15 protein-coding genes are annotated in these 15630 nt (G+C 34.7%); 3 read left to right on the top strand and 12 right to left on the bottom strand.

Annotation, left to right across the window (positions count from 1 at the left end):
* Positions 1 to 83: 83 nt before the first annotated feature.
* The 10 genes from MKY60_RS19685 to MKY60_RS19730 all read right to left on the bottom strand — a co-directional run bounded on the left by MKY60_RS19685 (position 84) and on the right by MKY60_RS19730 (position 10195).
* A complete protein-coding gene (locus MKY60_RS19685) occupies positions 84 to 1949 on the bottom strand; it encodes a TnsD family transposase (protein WP_340930971.1) in 1866 nt (621 codons plus the stop codon).
* 4 nt (positions 1950 to 1953) lie between these two features.
* Positions 1954 to 3618 (bottom strand): ATP-binding protein, encoded by a 1665-nt coding sequence (locus tag MKY60_RS19690; protein ID WP_340930972.1) that lies wholly within the window; start codon positions 3616 to 3618, stop codon positions 1954 to 1956.
* Positions 3602 to 5785 carry a Mu transposase C-terminal domain-containing protein gene (locus MKY60_RS19695; RefSeq protein WP_340930973.1) on the bottom strand — a complete coding sequence of 728 codons (2184 nt, stop codon included), beginning with the start codon at positions 5783 to 5785 and terminating at the stop codon, positions 3602 to 3604. Before MKY60_RS19695 ends, MKY60_RS19690 begins: the two co-directional genes overlap by 17 nt.
* Positions 5757 to 6599 (bottom strand): TnsA endonuclease C-terminal domain-containing protein, encoded by an 843-nt coding sequence (locus MKY60_RS19700; RefSeq protein WP_340930974.1) that lies wholly within the window; start codon positions 6597 to 6599, stop codon positions 5757 to 5759. Before MKY60_RS19700 ends, MKY60_RS19695 begins: the two co-directional genes overlap by 29 nt.
* Positions 6580 to 7395: a recombinase family protein gene (locus tag MKY60_RS19705; protein WP_340930975.1), complete on the bottom strand. Its 816-nt coding sequence runs from the start codon at positions 7393 to 7395 to the stop codon at positions 6580 to 6582. Before MKY60_RS19705 ends, MKY60_RS19700 begins: the two co-directional genes overlap by 20 nt.
* A gap of 271 nt (positions 7396 to 7666) precedes the next feature.
* Positions 7667 to 8125: a hypothetical protein gene (locus MKY60_RS19710; RefSeq protein WP_340930976.1), complete on the bottom strand. Its 459-nt coding sequence runs from the start codon at positions 8123 to 8125 to the stop codon at positions 7667 to 7669.
* A 155-nt stretch (positions 8126 to 8280) separates the two neighbouring features.
* On the bottom strand, positions 8281 to 8664 hold the full coding sequence (locus MKY60_RS19715) for a four helix bundle protein (protein ID WP_340930977.1): 384 nt from the start codon (positions 8662 to 8664) through the stop codon (positions 8281 to 8283).
* A gap of 375 nt (positions 8665 to 9039) precedes the next feature.
* A complete protein-coding gene (locus MKY60_RS19720; protein ID WP_340930978.1) occupies positions 9040 to 9285 on the bottom strand; it encodes a hypothetical protein in 246 nt (81 codons plus the stop codon).
* A 36-nt stretch (positions 9286 to 9321) separates the two neighbouring features.
* A complete protein-coding gene (locus MKY60_RS19725) occupies positions 9322 to 9474 on the bottom strand; it encodes a hypothetical protein (protein ID WP_340930979.1) in 153 nt (50 codons plus the stop codon).
* A gap of 64 nt (positions 9475 to 9538) precedes the next feature.
* On the bottom strand, positions 9539 to 10195 hold the full coding sequence (locus MKY60_RS19730) for a hypothetical protein (protein WP_340930980.1): 657 nt from the start codon (positions 10193 to 10195) through the stop codon (positions 9539 to 9541).
* 154 nt (positions 10196 to 10349) lie between these two features.
* Between MKY60_RS19730 and MKY60_RS19735 the strand changes: the two genes are divergently transcribed.
* Entirely contained in the window at positions 10350 to 10907 is a 558-nt protein-coding gene (locus MKY60_RS19735; protein WP_340930981.1) for a hypothetical protein, read from the top strand.
* Positions 10908 to 11687: 780 nt separating this feature from the next.
* Here the strand turns inward: MKY60_RS19735 and MKY60_RS19740 are convergent.
* Complete coding sequence (locus MKY60_RS19740) at positions 11688 to 13379, bottom strand: hypothetical protein (RefSeq protein ID WP_340930982.1); 1692 nt, start codon at positions 13377 to 13379, stop codon at positions 11688 to 11690.
* A gap of 237 nt (positions 13380 to 13616) precedes the next feature.
* On the opposite strand from MKY60_RS19740, the gene MKY60_RS19745 reads away from it, so the two are divergent.
* Both MKY60_RS19745 and MKY60_RS19750 read left to right on the top strand, forming a co-directional pair.
* Complete coding sequence (locus tag MKY60_RS19745; RefSeq protein WP_340930983.1) at positions 13617 to 14078, top strand: TFIIB-type zinc ribbon-containing protein; 462 nt, start codon at positions 13617 to 13619, stop codon at positions 14076 to 14078.
* Complete coding sequence (locus MKY60_RS19750; protein WP_340930984.1) at positions 14062 to 14856, top strand: hypothetical protein; 795 nt, start codon at positions 14062 to 14064, stop codon at positions 14854 to 14856. The genes MKY60_RS19745 and MKY60_RS19750 overlap by 17 nt, the downstream gene beginning before the upstream one ends.
* Positions 14857 to 14879: 23 nt before the next feature.
* Here the strand turns inward: MKY60_RS19750 and MKY60_RS19755 are convergent, their stop codons facing one another.
* On the bottom strand, positions 14880 to 15614 hold the full coding sequence (locus MKY60_RS19755; RefSeq protein WP_340930985.1) for a hypothetical protein: 735 nt from the start codon (positions 15612 to 15614) through the stop codon (positions 14880 to 14882).
* Between the last annotated feature and the right edge of the window lie 16 nt (positions 15615 to 15630).

Below are 15630 nucleotides of genomic sequence, written 5' to 3' on the forward strand. Positions count from 1 at the left end.
TCCATCATTATACATCTATAAGTTTGTCTAAACAATTGAATAATCCGAATTATACGAAAAGTAGGTAAACCTATTGAAAAAATCTACTCTTTTAGTAGGTCTAAATAGTATTCTTTTAAGTCGTTCACTCTCATACTATTCTCTCCTATCCCTGCTCTTTTAGCGACTTTCCACCAAACTATATCCTCCGCCTCGCTCGTTTCAATTGCCCATTTTATTCTTCTTTTTTGAAAGTCCTGTACCGTCTCAACTTTGGAACTTAAGTATGCATACGTCAAAGGGAGCTTTTTTAAGTGCTTTTCAAGTAAAGCTGATTTACCAACTTTCTTTCCCACCAGCCCAATAGTAATTCGTTCGGGTCTTTCAGCAGACTGCATAGTTGAATCAACAACACCTTTAACAACTTCATGTATCTCCTCGTCTCTTTTACTCCAATCGACTCGTTTATTAATAATAGATAACTGTTTCTGTTTAGGTGAGTTCGAGTTGAGCCACTCTTTGTCGTTTCGATATAGCCAGGTATAAAGACGATTGTTTATTTTTCTCAGCTCCGTTTTGCTACTGTTGGGATACTCATTTTGCAAGGTCAGCCAATTATTGCGAAAACTCTCATTAAGATTTTGAGTTTCAACGTTTTCAAATTCGATTTTTTCTTCACTTGCTTTTTGCCCATATTTTATAATTGTGTTTACGTCTACCTTTAATCTTCTTGCAATTTCCCTCTGACTTAATTTCATTTGAAGAAGCTCTGCCAATTTAGCCTCCCACACTTCTCCAAACTTTTTCACTCTGCCAATCTTGTACTTATCTGTCTCGCTATTATCGGGACCACTTCTTGCGTAAATAAATCCACAAGAACAGCTAAATGTTCCAACTGGTCGCTTTACCTTGCTATCGTAGCGTATATCCATTTTAGATATTACTGGTTTCAAATAATGGTCTGCTCCTGCATTTAGACATAGAAAAGGAGCTTTCCCAAAAGGAAGATACTCATGCTCTTCACCCCAAAGCTCTTCCAACGTAATCCCTAAAAACTGAATCATTAACAGATGTCTAATAGGATGAAAAGTTTTACGTGGTTTTCTCACCATCATACTTAGCCACGAACTATCACTATCTGTAACAGGTGATTGCACTAATTCTAAAAGCGATTCTCCATAATAAGTTATGAATGCTCTCTTAAGTTCCTGTTGATTCACTCTACCACTTACATTTGCTAAACCCATCTCTTTTAAACGGTTTAAATATCTTGATAAGTACCAGCCAGGTAATTGCTTCGGATATTGATTGTTCAGCAATTTCTCTACATTTTCTACAAGCTGGTAATACTTATTTTCAAAACCAGCTGATACAAGCCTCTCTAATGAAGAAAAGACCTTGTAATCGGAATTAGTCACACAACTATCTAAAGAAGCTGGAATGAATTCATGTTTATTGAAATGATTGAACTGCACTGTACTATCATTCAAAAATGTCCTGTGCTTTGAGCAAATAACAACCCCAGGAACTTGATGACTTCGTTTCCAATACAATTCTCCGTATGCTGTTTCAGATTCCTTCGCACATTCACTACACCAACGCAAATATCTATTATCCGTAATGGAACTTGCCATTATTCCCATACGGTTATGAATCCTTCCACCGTCATTTTTCTTCATTGAGTTCATTACGATTTCAGCTCGTTCTGGAGAAAGAAAAGCACTATAGAAAGGATATAAAGTATTCTCATAGATTAATTTCTCATCAGTATTCGCACTTCCAATGGGCAGATTATCGATTAAAGAATTTATATTGGCTGGTAAGTCAACAACTGCTGTGACTGAGCGAGAACCAAACAACTCTTCAATGGTTGCTTTAGGACTAATATTTCCGCTTCTTACATGATACCGAGCCAAAACTGAATAGAGTAATTCACCATCAGGATATGTGGTAGGAAAGAATGCAACCATTGATTTAACCTACGCTAAAGGAGTCATCTTCAATTACCTTTATGATTCCCTTTTCCTTCAATACTTCGTGTGCAGATAAGCCCACTGTTTTTCCTTCGGAGACAATTACTCTTAAATCATGTTTGTTTTGCAACTCTATTTTCTTAGACTTTTTGCTTGGCGGAGGGTTATCTTCCTCTATGATTGATAGTTTAAACGATTCTTTTACGATTTCTTTTACATCCAAACCCTGTCCGTATTGTATAATTACTGATTCAACAAACTTTTTTGCTTTTCTCGGCTCAACATCCAGCTCAATTAAATTTAGAATGGCTTGTTCTCTGATATTCTCCTTCCAACCTTTCTCCTGCTTCTTCTTTGCTTGCTGAAGCTCTTTAATCTTTTGGGTCATAGCCACAGAATTGGATTCCTGACTTATAAAACCTTCTATATCAATTGGTGTAATGTCTTCATAACGAGAAATAGCTTTAATATCTCCACTGTTTATTGCTTTAATCATTGGTTGTATTAGTTGCAAATTCTCTTTTGCAACTTTGTTAATCAACGCAGGTGTTAATTCTTCTTTACCACTTGAAATAGCCCTGACCTGTGTCATAAAAAAGAGTTTAATAGCTATGTCTGTTATACCACCTGATTGCAGGTACAGTGATTCATTCAGCTCTTCAGTAAGAAGGGTAGGTTTCCGCACCCACTGATAATCCCACATACCTTCAATAATTAAATCCCAATTTAAGTCCTTTTCCATTCTTTTCATTATGAGGTCGCCTTGACTACTGCCTCGTCTTGCTTGTCGGAAGTCTCCCCTCAGATAAGGAAGTGCTTTTGGTGTTCCAATTAGCAGGATGGGAATGCCCACGTTCGCCAAGTAATGAAAAAAATTCATCACTTTTTCAGCCCCTCCTGATTTTGCTACACTCAACGATTGCACTTCGTCTATTACAAGAAGACCAACACCATGAACCTGTAACATCTGAGCTAAGGCAGGTTGCATAGATGCAATCGGCTGTCGTGCAGAACCAAACTTTTTGTAATAATTTGTTCCCAGCTTACTATCTATGCTTCTAAATGCATCAATACAAATACCTTTAATATTTCCGTCAAATGAGCAATCTATTTTGAGCCACGTTAATTGATACATGTTAAAGTCACTATTTTTATATCGAGAATGAACAACAACTTGAGGCATAGTTGAGAGGATAACATTAATCATTCTCGACTTACCTAAACCTGAAGGACCTAATATCGTCATTGCAGAGGAGGTGTTTTTATTACTTATACTTTCCGACATATCAACAATTCCGTTTTTAATATATTGATAATTTCCTTTTAAAACGTTAATGAATTCAGGTTTGAGAGGATTTCGATGAACATAGCCCATACGAATCATTCTGGAAACCCTGGATTCTAAATCAAGCGTATGGAAAGTCGGTTGGTAATATTGGAATAACCGCTGAATGAGATGCAGTCTTATATGGCTGTCTAAGTTTCGCTCCGCTCTATCGAATGTTGGATAGTGAGCCAATTTATCAATTGCTTGTTCTTTTGAGAAAATCGGGGGAAGTGCTTCAATAAACGGATTCCCTTTATACTCTTCTACTTCCTGGTCAGTGTACTCAGCAAATACTGCTTCAGTACCGTTTGGAATCAATAATTTATTCTGATTTGCCATACGAATTCTCCTTTTGCTTTTTCTTCAGCAAAGCCAGCTCATTCTTATATTCTTCCACTTCTTCCACTTCTTCCTCTGAAGTTTGACGATTAACACTATCGATAGAAACAACTTGTCCCTTTTGCTTCGTAATATCTTTATCCAACTCAAATGCTTCATTTTCTCTGTTCAATATCTTCTCTATCTGTCTATTCTTACGAATACCTTTTAATTTTCGATTCTTACTTTCATAACCATCCTGATGTTCTTTCGTTAGCTCTTTTGCTTGTTGAACTATGTCTTTTATCTCCGAAACTAAATCCATTTTTGATTGCAACTGCTCGTCTTCTTTTTGTAGTTTCTGTAGCTTTTCATACTCCTGTAAGTACACCAGTTCTTCAACAGATTTATTTTTGTGAGCATCTTGACCATCAAGTAAATAGCACTTTTCAAAACTTTTCCCATTGTCTTTTCTAATATAAATATGATTGATATTTCGAGGATCATATGAAACGTCTACTTTCCAACTCCCACTTATTCTTGCTTTTTCAAACAGCCTTTCTTTTAGTGCACTTTCCGAAGTATATAGTAGTCCGTCTAACCTGATGCCTCGCTCAGAAATAACTGCTCTTTTTTTAGGCATTAAATTTAACTTCACTATATCTTCAGAAACAGACCGTAAAAGACCAGCTCTGTTTTTTATCCCCCAATTCCATAGTTTTATAGGAATAGGTTCAATATCATCTTCAATCATAGTTTCTTCACGCTTATACTGGTTTATCCAGCTGTTATTATGATGGAGACATGATTTAATCATTATCTGCGTGAACTGAAAAATATCTAAAACTCCGTCAAGCCGATAATTTTTATCTCCTCTTACTGCATGTGGGCTTACCGCTCCTGGAAGGAAAGGTTTGATGATTTTATCATTAATCACTCGAAAGTTTCTCTCTACAATTCCTTTCGCATCTGCTCTGTATGGGCTTGAATTGAGAACCTTTATATGTAATGAGCTTATGAGAGATTCTGAAAGTTTACCTTCCAACTCACCTCTGTCTGCCATGAGAGTATCGCATAAGTGATGTACAGGCCATTGCCCCTCACTAATTTCAATATCATATTGTCTGCAATATTCGACTTTGTTGGTCATAGCATTTGCCAGAGCATTCATAGCCCCGTTCCAAGATGGTCCCTCTAATCCCACGTATAGACCTACTACCATACGAGAAAATCTGTCTATACACATGTAGACAACAGGGCGACCAATTATCCATTTTCTGTTATACCTTGAAACTAAGTAGATATCGCCAATCGTGGCATCTATTTCATAAAATCCTGGACCAGTAGTTTCACTCGTTGAATTCCCCAATAAAGGGCGATGATTCTGTAAGTATTGTTTTGAACCTTCTCTTGAGTAAATTTCTTTTTTTCGATTTCTTTCTTTGTAAAAGAAGTATTTGAATTGACCAAATGTCGGAACTTCTTCAGACGCTTTCAATAAGGTCGTTTCGTCATTTACATAAAATTCTTTCCTCATTAATTCATAGGCAGTTTTTAATGAGTTCCCAACATTCGAGTAATAAAATTTGTTTATGGCGATGTGAAAAATACGTTTAGTCTCCTCATTTACATTTACGCCTTCACCAACGATATTTTTATACTTTTTCGGTCTTCCTCTCTTTTTACCAGGCGTTTGTTTATCATTGGCTTTCCCTATGTTTTGATAATCAGGTAAAAGAGCGTTTTTATTTTTCCCCCTCTGCCAATATCGTCTTAAATACTTATATACCGTTTTACTACTTATATTGAATTGACTACTTGCTTTTTTTATAAGCTCAGCACGTTTCTCCGCATCAAATATACTGGGTTCATTGTCTTTATCAGCAATTGCTTGAATTACTTCCCATCCTCTTTCCTGCACAGTTCGTTCTTTGTAGCTTATTTCATCGTCTGTTCTAAAGGTTTGATATGGGTCCTTGTGAACAAGAAACAACTGGTTGGATTGAAGACCAGATTCGATTTCTTGAACTTCTACATGGATTGGAGTGCTTTTATTCTTAAATATGTCTATTGAAAACAATGTCGTATAATCGCTACTAATCCAAAGAATTCTATTTATCGTGAATTTGTCAGAGTCTTGATTATATCCAATCAGCATATTAACGGTTAATAGCATTTTTCGACTCACCTCTCTCTGTCTCCACTATTTCTAAAATTTTTGCTGACTCATTTAAGTCAATTTTTTTATGCATATCAATTTTGATTTGTTTCGTAGCTAACAAGTGCTTAAATATTAATAATCCTGAACCAGCCTCAAGATTTAGCTGATTATCAAACACACTTGTAATGTCACGAATTGCACGAGTATTTCCACTGAATGATTCCATAAGGATACTTTGGAGATACCCAACATCACTTTCGGTAAAGTCAGTTGTTTCAGTAAGAAATTTTGCAGGGTGTACCCATTCAATGTTTTTTGCCTTTATAAGCGGTATTTCCTTTTGAGTGACCAAACCCCAATCAATTCCTTTTTTATCAAAATATCTTCTGATTAACTCGAACCTTTCAATTCTTGCTTTCTTCTCAAGCTCGTGTGATGCTTTCACACTCCTTGCTACTTCAAATGTGCGACCATCCCGCCCTCTTACTGTTATCAGGAAGGTAGCTGTTAAGATGTATGGAAAACCCGATTGGTTGTCTTTAAACTTTCTTATATCAATATCCTCTTGTTCTCCAACAACGTCTTCAAAATCGTATAGAGGGAAATGCTCCTTCACCTGAAGAATAGAGTCATCGAATTCAGTCAGGTAAAAAAACCTTGTCTCAATATCAGAAAGCAAATGGAGAATTCGGTTCGTCTTCCAACTCTTTATTCGAGCACTCCTACCGAGACTTCCGAAATCGTGAATTTGAATAAATCCTTTGTATTCTTCATATTCTCCTTGCCCTCGTCCTTCTTTCATATATCTTTGCAATTTCTCTTCATTCCACTCTCTGCTCATGCTCAACACGCCCTCTTCTATTCCTTTTTAGCAATGCTTGCACTTTTCCAAAGACAATCTTGTTTACGATTGGCGGATGATTGCCTGCAATAACTAAATCACTGTGTCGGAGAACACCCTTGTAAAAATCATTTTTAAGAATTTCTGCCAAGGCCTGCTTACTAAAATCATTTCCACGATTAGTTTTTATTTGTGCGATTTTCAAATAGCGTTTAAGTTTTTCAAGACTACCTATCTCTAAATATTTCTTAAAAATAAGTGCAACGACTTCTGCTTGCTTTTCATCTAATACAATTTCCGCATGTTCATTCCACCTGTAACCGATTGGAGCATTTCCACATGCCTTGCTTCCCAGCTTCGCTTTTGTTCTTCTGCCTGCACTGAGTTTTAAGGTAATGGACATCCTCTCGAACTGGTCCAATAACTCCATTAGTCCATTTATAAGAAAATCATTAGGGTCTTTGCTATAAATGGAATATGTCGGTTGTTCAACACTAAGGACATCCGAGCTTTTCTTAATTAACTCTCGTTGTACAAGAACCTTCACTGCATCGCTTCGCCAAAGTCTTGATGTATTGAGTACAAGGATTTTTTGACCGCCTTTAAGATTACTCAGCATTTCAGTCAATCCATCTCTATTAAAGTCTGAACCAGATATCCCTTCGTCTTTAAAAACCTCTATCAAATTACAATTGTTTTTTAGGCAATATTCTTTAATAGCCGCTTCTTGTGTTTGAATACCGTACCCTTCTATCTGAGACTTTGTACTAATTCTGACGTATCCGTAAACTTCCATCTTTATCCCCCTACCCAACTTGTCGTCAAGTATTATTCATAATGTCTTACGGAAAACCCTAAAAAATAAAGAACTGTCAGGTGTTATAGATAGTTCTTCTGTTTTTTTACTTCACCAGTAATGTTTGAGTTGGCATAACCTTTCTCTATTTACTCTGTTTTTTATACTATTTGGAAACAAACGCTATTCTCACTTGCTTGTTCCTGCAGAGGTTTAAATGTATTGACCTAATTATTTTTATAGAACACATAGACGGGTACTTCTAAATCGTTTATTCATTCAATTGGTCCCAAAAATATATTGTGTGCAAATATGCAACCCTTTGACTTTCTCCATCTCTTTTGTTTACAAGGACAACACACAGGTTTAAATTCTTTTGACTTAACTCAAATAAACTTTCATACCCCACTTCATTTAGCATTTCTTTTGTAAGTGACCCACTTAAAGTCATAGTCTTACTTTGAAAATCGAACTCATTCCAGCTTTTGATTTGAAAGTAGATATGTGAGTATGTGAAGTTGTGAAAGTATTCGGCATTCCATTCAAATAATTTATTCATCCCCTCTTCTACAGCGGGCAACTCTACCAGCATACCTGGTGAAAATTTTTGTGATAGTTCTTCAACATCATTTTTAATTTTTTCAATTTCAAAAACAAAACAGGCTTTAGGCTTTAAATCAAAATTTCTTTCCTCGTAAATTCTAAAATTCTTAAACTTTATTTCTTTCATTTGGTTTTCCTCCTTTAGTCAAAAAAAGAAGCACAAATGACTAAAGGCGAAATGCTCTGTTTTTTTTTACAAACAGAGCATTTCGCCTAAAGAAATTTGTGCTATTGATTAATTCTCTAACTTAATTATAGTGATTGCTCACGATTTCTCAAGCATTAAAACACTTTAACATCTTTATTGCTTGCCCTATAATTTGTCTTGTTCAATATAGCCCGTAAAACATATTGAATTTCTTTGCATTCCTTTTCCAATTCGCCATACTGTGAGCTGGTGATATATCCCCTATCAAGTATCAAATCAAAAATTCCTGAAATTTCACTGAGACTGTTGATGGATGAATCCAAATGTTTAATATATGTTTTAGGGTAAATAGACGTGTTCCCCTCGAACAAATTTAAGTAAGAACTATCCATGGCTCTTCGCAGTTGAGAACCCAACTCGTATAGTTCATGTTTCGGAAATGTCATAGACAAGGTGTAAATCTCTTTCGATAGTTTTCTAATCCTTTTCGTAACCTCCAGTTCTTTCGGGTTTCTCAAGTAAAACTGCCTCCTTTATTTTGTTGTTAGACGATTTTGTAAAGATTCAATAGACTTTCGATTTCCATATCTGCACTCTTTTCCATGCTCTCGCTCAGATAGATTTTAATGCTGTAACTTAATTCAACTAACCTGAATCGAATATCCTCAAGCTCTGAAATCGTATAATGGTCAAACCTTACCTCCGTAAACATTTCTCTTAAATACGATATCGCTTTTAGTAAAAGTTCTAACTCCGCTACATCTAATTTTTGAAATGAATGTTGAAATAATATTTGCTCAATACGGAAAACTTCATCTCTAATTCCCTGTATGCTTATTTGCCATTAACTCCTTTCATAGGAACACTCAAATTAATATCATTCAAATTATTCATCAACAAATCCATTCAACGCAGTCCATAAACCGAGAAAAATTCTCTGCATCGCTTTCTACATCGAATATAACTCCCTCCGTATTCAAGTTGACACATTCTTTGTAACCTTCTATTTCAGTTAGTTGTTCAAAAATAGATAGATAAATATCTGCTGAAGAACTCATGTTTACTGAAACATAATATAAGGTTTCTAATATTTCCCCAGCTAAAATAGCGTTCTGAATAGTTGGAATTTCAATATCCATATCTTGCTTTTTACTCAGCACAAGGTTACTAAATGTCTATTCGTAATTATCATCAAATTCGTTAGTATCACTTTCTCCTTCGATACATTTCAACTGGCTTGAATAATTATTTTCGTCTACATCCGTTAATCTCAGTGCATCTATAATATCCACGATACTCCTCCAATCTATTTCTGTTTGATTAATCATGGGCAGTCCACCATAGAAGTTTGGACTGCCACGTAAAGGCTTCGCTTCAATATTAATTGAATTTTTATTGCGTTAACCATTCCTCCGAATCACTATCTCCTTCTAAAGCGACCAAATACTGAGCTTCACTTGCAACATCTATCTCAATTAATTCTTCTATAGAATAAAATTGCAGATGATGTAAGGTGAAGCAAGAATCACAATTCACGTATAAATCAAACCCTCCATCTGTTGCAATAATCGTCACAAGAAGGTTATATCTCAATCCCAACAAAGTTCTAATGTGTCGAATTTTTTCTGATGCGACTTCCAACCATCCCTCATCAATTTCTGAGTATGCATCATTAAAATGATTGTGAGCATAGTCTTCTCCAAGGTCTGTTACTTTAAAGATGATTTTCAATACCTCTTCACTTTCATGATTCAGTTCTTCATTACAATCAATCTCTAAAAACCGCATAGCTTTAAATGCCATATCTTCTATCTGAACATCTGACAAAACATTTAATTTATTCATTAAATCTTTCTCATCTACCTGAAGAGTATTTTTCTTTCTTGTTCGATTAAAATAATTTACTACTATTTGTATCAGTTCTTGTTTTTCTGGTCGTTCAGAAATCCCAATCGGTCCATTTATTGCGTTTACAATTGCCCAAGCCTCTTCCGTATTAAAATGTCCATCCACATTCCCAAGTTGTTGTACTTCAATTTTAGATTGCATAATAATTCCTCCATTTATTTATTTAAAGCCTCGCAAAATCAAAATGATATCTTGTAGTTCCTATTGCGTTACTCTATGATTCTATTGTATATAGTCAAAATATTTGAGGTGTCGCCTGCCAGGCTACATTTTAAAAATTCAGGAGGAGTAGTTGTTGAATAAATTTTCAGATACTACAAGGGAAGACATAAGGGATTTTATCGTTAATAATGAAATCTACAATATAGTTCAATCATTGAATATACCGAAAGAAATCGTTTTATTTGATGGTTACCCGTCATCTGTAATGGGGCATGTACTTGGCGATAGAGAAATAGAAAGAGCATTAAACATCAAAGTTACGGAGTTAAAAAGTAAATCCCAGACTCTCGGAGAATTTGTAAATATACTAATTGAAAATAAAGAACGAGACTACCCTGATATTTCAAGACGGATGGATAAAGTGGGAGTTTCAAGGCAGTACAAACATAAATTGATAAATAATAAGTGCAGACCAACCAAACAAAAATTAATCTGCCTTGCTATAGGGCTGAGATTAAATATTGAAGAAACTGAAACACTATTAAGAAAAGCTGAATTCTCGCTTATAGATGAGCTCAGTGAATTTGATTGCATCGTGGCTTATTTCATTAAAAATAATATATACTCAACTATGAAAATCGATAACTACTTAGAGATGTTTGGTCAGCCGACTATTTTTTCTATTGAATGAAAGGAAATGTTCTCACAATTTGATTGGCTTCTAAACTTACCATGTCTAATTCGTTCTATTGATTTAACTACAAAAGTTATTTTGCTCGTTAGTTTGAAAAAAGATATGGTTTCAAGTTATGAATGAATTCTAATCCAAAAAGTTATATTATATTTCATTCCTTATATATAGAAGTGTTTTTCAATTTATATAACTTTTTGCGAGGTTTCATCATAATTTATTAGATAGTCAGTTGTATCATTAAAATTCCACTCTGCAGTCGTCAAGAAACTTTTCCCGAAGTGTCAAAACAAGGGTTCAATATAAATCTTCACAAGGATTATTTATTTGCCAAGTGACATTTTCAATACGAGGGATATCTTAAGCGGGGTTTTTTCATTACTTAAATTTAATAACCCACTTTACCTGAACTGTACAAAATTGTAAGGAAAAACAACATGAATCTCAAAGCAAATGGATAAAAGCTCTTCCGCAATTGCAGATTAAGGTGTTTTTGCAGTTATCCATTTGGCTTTATGTATAGTAGTGTTTTTTTAAGAAGTGTTTTGGACAAGAACATTGTCTGTTTTCAGCAAATTTGGCAACTGCAATTGCTTTATGGAAATGTTCAAAGTTGCAAATGAAAATCTTTATTATTCTATTTTCCCACTCGAACTAACGTGCTAAATAACATCTTGTTGATACACTAACTATATAGAACAATAAAAGACACAAGTGCTTGAGGAGTGCACTTGTGTTTTAATTAATACCCTATTTATAATTTCACATCCAATAATTGTTTTATCTAAAAATCAACTTTTGGCCTTCATTTATAACCTTTTTATCATGTAGGAACGAAGAAAGTTCATTTAAAAGCAATGTGAAGTTCGGCGATTGATTAATGCCTAACATGCTTCTTATATCTTTTTTCTTTATAAACAACTTGCCAGACTGCTGGGCTTCAATGATTAGCTTTTTAGCTTCCTCCAGTCTCTTTTCGTTTAACTTCTTCTTTGAATGATGTTCTTGTTGACGTTCCCTGTCATTTTTGCTCTTTAGTACATGAATTTGATGTTTTGAATATTGTATACATGGCATTTGCTCTAAAATAGTATTTATGATTTCCTGATTATCATTAACAATATGAATTTGTGCTTCACCTGGTGAATCTCTCGCAATCCTTCTTATTGCTTGATAGATTTCGCCAGCCACTGTTGAAAGGCGAATCGTTTCAACTGCCTTATTCTCGAAAATGGGAATATTTTCGTTTGGGATACCCTCAAAAGAATTATATATGAAGTTGTTCATCACATATGTTTCGTAATTGAAGTTCGGAGTCTTCAAGATTACTACTTTGTCATATAATCGAAAATCGTTAATTCCTGTTAAAGCCCCAAAGTATCCAACTGAAAGATTAACGGATAATCTTGTTTGGATATCCTCAAAATTCTCATCGAAATAACCCTCAATTTCCATTTTGACATTTTCCACTTGTTCTTTCTCAGTAACAAATAATATCCCTTTGCATTCACTAAAATTGATTTTTTTTAATATTGTCTCTGTGAGATTCAAGTAAGAAAGGATACTTCTTTTACTTGTATTTAGCTCATAATGATATAATTCAGCTTGTGAATAGTCCAAATACTTTTCTTGATGGATTACTTTGAATTTTTTTGAGAGATTATATCTATAATCAAACCCTCCGTTGGCATCCAAGATGATATTGCATTCGAGCATTGAGAACTTAATTGTTGAATCTATGGTATGAAATGAGCCATGGTAGAAATATGCTCCTTTTTTTAAAAGTTGCTGAAACTTAAATAACAACTCGTAGTCTTCGCCTTTTCCCTTTTGTACAACTTCATCTATTATTTGATTAATAGTTTCCGCATACTTTCGGAATGCCAAGTCACTAAAATCTACAAATTTCATTTCTTTTTTTAGAATCATTTCAGAATCGTGGGAATACTTGTGTAATAACTCTCGCAGTCGCAATGCAAGTCCATCCGTATTGCCATAATGAAAAATATCAATAAAAAGCTGTCCAATTTCTTTCTTACCTATTTTTATTTGTTCTATCAAGTCTGGATACTCATCAATAATTAATATTTTGCGATTCGATAGTAAGTCTTGATGATTTCCACGACAAATCTGGATATACATCTTGTGAGTAATACAAAGTACACGTGCCTCTAATTTCTTCTTCCTTATCCTTTTTTTCCTGGTATCTTCGCCTGTATAAGCGACTGCAACATTTTCTCCTGCTATTTTATTAATTCTGTTTACAGTTACCTCCAGAGCATTATTTTTAGAAAATCGCTGAACGTATAGTATGCGTTCGGAAGATTCCGCCATTAACTCTTGTGCATACATCGACTTTCCTAAACCTGCTTCATAGTTATACACAGAGAAGTGGTCTCTCTTCCACTTTGATTTATCAAAAATTTGCTGTCTTAAATCCTTAAATATTTCTTTTCTTGCTGTACTAATCAAACTATACTTCCTCCTTCATATTCTGTTATGTAGAAGAAGTATAAAATGAATCGAACAATAAAAATATGGCTTAAGTGTCTGACTGCGTCTTACCAAAAATCTTAAAGCACACCTAATACCTTCCATACTAATTAAGTTACCTTGAAACACAGAATAGCATGGTGTTTACACATCTGATTTCAACTAATAATACGTGGTATAATTATGAAATAGTTCTGAATATTGGAGTGATTATAAATGACAGATACAAATATATCTTTCTCTATCCCTCTTGACGATGATGGCTTTGTTACTTTGCAATGTCCGTTTTGTAACTCCAACTTTAAGTTAACTGGTACTGATGCAATGGATGATTCGGTTTATGAAACTTTTTGTCCTTATTGTGGTCTTGTAGCAGAACCAAATCAATTCTTAACAGATGAAGTTATTGAAAAAGCGATGCGTCTTGCTGAAAACCATATGTTTGAAATGCTAAATGGATTCCAAAAAAACATAGAGAAGTCTTTTAAAAAGAATAGATTTTTAAAAGTAAAAACAAGTCCTAAACTCAAGATGAACTCACCAAAATTGATTGTGGAGTCAGATAACATGGAAACTTACAATGTGCCTTGCTGTGAAAAAGATGTAAAGCTCTCAATCATTGACGACACCCTATATTGCCCATTTTGCGGAGGAGAAACCAATGGAAATATTAATTGAAAAAAAAGAATTTCAGATTATGTCTGCTGAATTCCGCAGAATAGCCAGCAGATTATTAAAAACCAACATGGATGATGGCATGAGTAACTTAAGAAGGTTTCTTGGTTTTATAGAAACAAACCCTCTTATTTGGGAATTCATTGAAACACACAATACCAAAATTTTTGATATGGAAAAAATCACAAAAGAAAGAACGATGCGTGAAGGATATCCCATAGAGCCTGATAAAGAATATGAAATTTCTTTTATCTACCAGCTATTAAAGTATTGCAGTCAACATTGCAATGAGTATATTACTATTTGTTATTGGTATGGTTCGAGCAGAAAATTTCAAGATATGGTTGATTCATTTAATGATAGAGTTGTTCATTTACTTGTAAGCCATATTGAAGTTTATTTGAAAGGAGTCTGGTTAGACATGGGGGATGACGGTAGAATTAATATCAGTGTAACTGGCGGACAAGTAGCCATTGCTCAGGGACAAGGCACTGTTAATGCAACTCAAAATAATCACTATGCTGAAGCCCAGAACCTTAAAGAATTAGCCGAAGATTTTTATAAACTGATTGAAGCATTGGATATCGATAAAGAAGACAAAGAGGATACAAAAGAAATTATTGAGGTTGCTGTTGCAGAAGTTATATCCGAAAAACCGAAACGTTCTTTGGTCAAACATGCTATAGAAAAAATTGAGTATGCTGGAAAATTAGGGACTGGAGTAGATGGGTTAAATACGGTTGGGCAACAGTTAGTCAGCATGTTCCAAACCTTTTTATAAAATGCAAAGAAACAATCAGATACTTAACCACTATCTGACTGTTTCTTTTTAAATGCATTTATTATCGAATCTGTATCTGAAAATGCTCGTTCTGGCATGCCCTCCCAGAATGCTTCTGTTGATGTTACATACTTTGCAAAGTCATCCTCTTTTACATTTAGTGAATAGGAATCTAACAATACAGAACCTGCAAGTTCCAGTGTATCTGTTCCTTTTAAGTCATCATGTTCATGTTCAAAGAAGTCTGGTCTAACCGCTCTAAGCCTTCTTGCAGAACCGCCTTCACCATGTTTAATTGTATTAACCAGCATTCTCATTTCTCTTATATTGTTCCATGAGACCCTCTCTTCAACTTTGAGACCGTGTGTTTCAAATACTTTTTTTGCATCATTGAATGACAATGCATTATTTCTGAATTCCAAAAAGTTATTTAACTCTGACATTGTAAATTTAATCAACTGCTGTTCCCATATTTGACACAGCATAGAAATCGTCATCAGCAAATGATTCCTCTTCATGACTTCCAAAACTTCATACTGTCTAAGCCCTTCTTCAAAAGCAAATTCAGCTACCATAGCTGGGTCTGTGTCTTCGTTGGCGGGAAAGGCTTCATAAATATGATTAGCATATTCAGTGGCTTCTTTTTCACTGTCACCAAACACAGGCTTTGTACGGTTATAATAATCTGTAACCATAGATAATTCCTTTTTATAACTTTCCATCAATGGCTTCCAAAAATAAAGTTGTGTCTTTTTCACTGACTCACGTCCTTTT

Source organism: Psychrobacillus sp. FSL K6-1415 (genome assembly GCF_038003185.1).
Taxonomy (GTDB): domain Bacteria; phylum Bacillota; class Bacilli; order Bacillales_A; family Planococcaceae; genus Psychrobacillus; species Psychrobacillus psychrodurans.

Bases quoted from the DNA above. Each gene is read 5' to 3' on its own strand.
- MKY60_RS19720 (WP_340930978.1), bottom strand. From the start codon at position 9,285: ATGGATATTGAAATTCCAACTATTCAGAACGCTATTTTAGCTGGGGAA.
- MKY60_RS19690 (WP_340930972.1), bottom strand. From the start codon at position 3,618: ATGGCAAATCAGAATAAATTATTGATTCCAAACGGTACTGAAGCAGTA.
- MKY60_RS19685 (WP_340930971.1), bottom strand. From the start codon at position 1,949: ATGGTTGCATTCTTTCCTACCACATATCCTGATGGTGAATTACTCTAT.
- MKY60_RS19730 (WP_340930980.1), bottom strand. From the start codon at position 10,195: ATGCAATCTAAAATTGAAGTACAACAACTTGGGAATGTGGATGGACAT.
- MKY60_RS19745 (WP_340930983.1), top strand. From the start codon at position 13,617: ATGACAGATACAAATATATCTTTCTCTATCCCTCTTGACGATGATGGC.
- MKY60_RS19725 (WP_340930979.1), bottom strand. From the start codon at position 9,474: ATGATTAATCAAACAGAAATAGATTGGAGGAGTATCGTGGATATTATA.
- MKY60_RS19710 (WP_340930976.1), bottom strand. From the start codon at position 8,125: ATGAAAGAAATAAAGTTTAAGAATTTTAGAATTTACGAGGAAAGAAAT.
- MKY60_RS19700 (WP_340930974.1), bottom strand. From the start codon at position 6,599: ATGAGCAGAGAGTGGAATGAAGAGAAATTGCAAAGATATATGAAAGAA.
- MKY60_RS19705 (WP_340930975.1), bottom strand. From the start codon at position 7,395: ATGGAAGTTTACGGATACGTCAGAATTAGTACAAAGTCTCAGATAGAA.
- MKY60_RS19750 (WP_340930984.1), top strand. From the start codon at position 14,062: ATGGAAATATTAATTGAAAAAAAAGAATTTCAGATTATGTCTGCTGAA.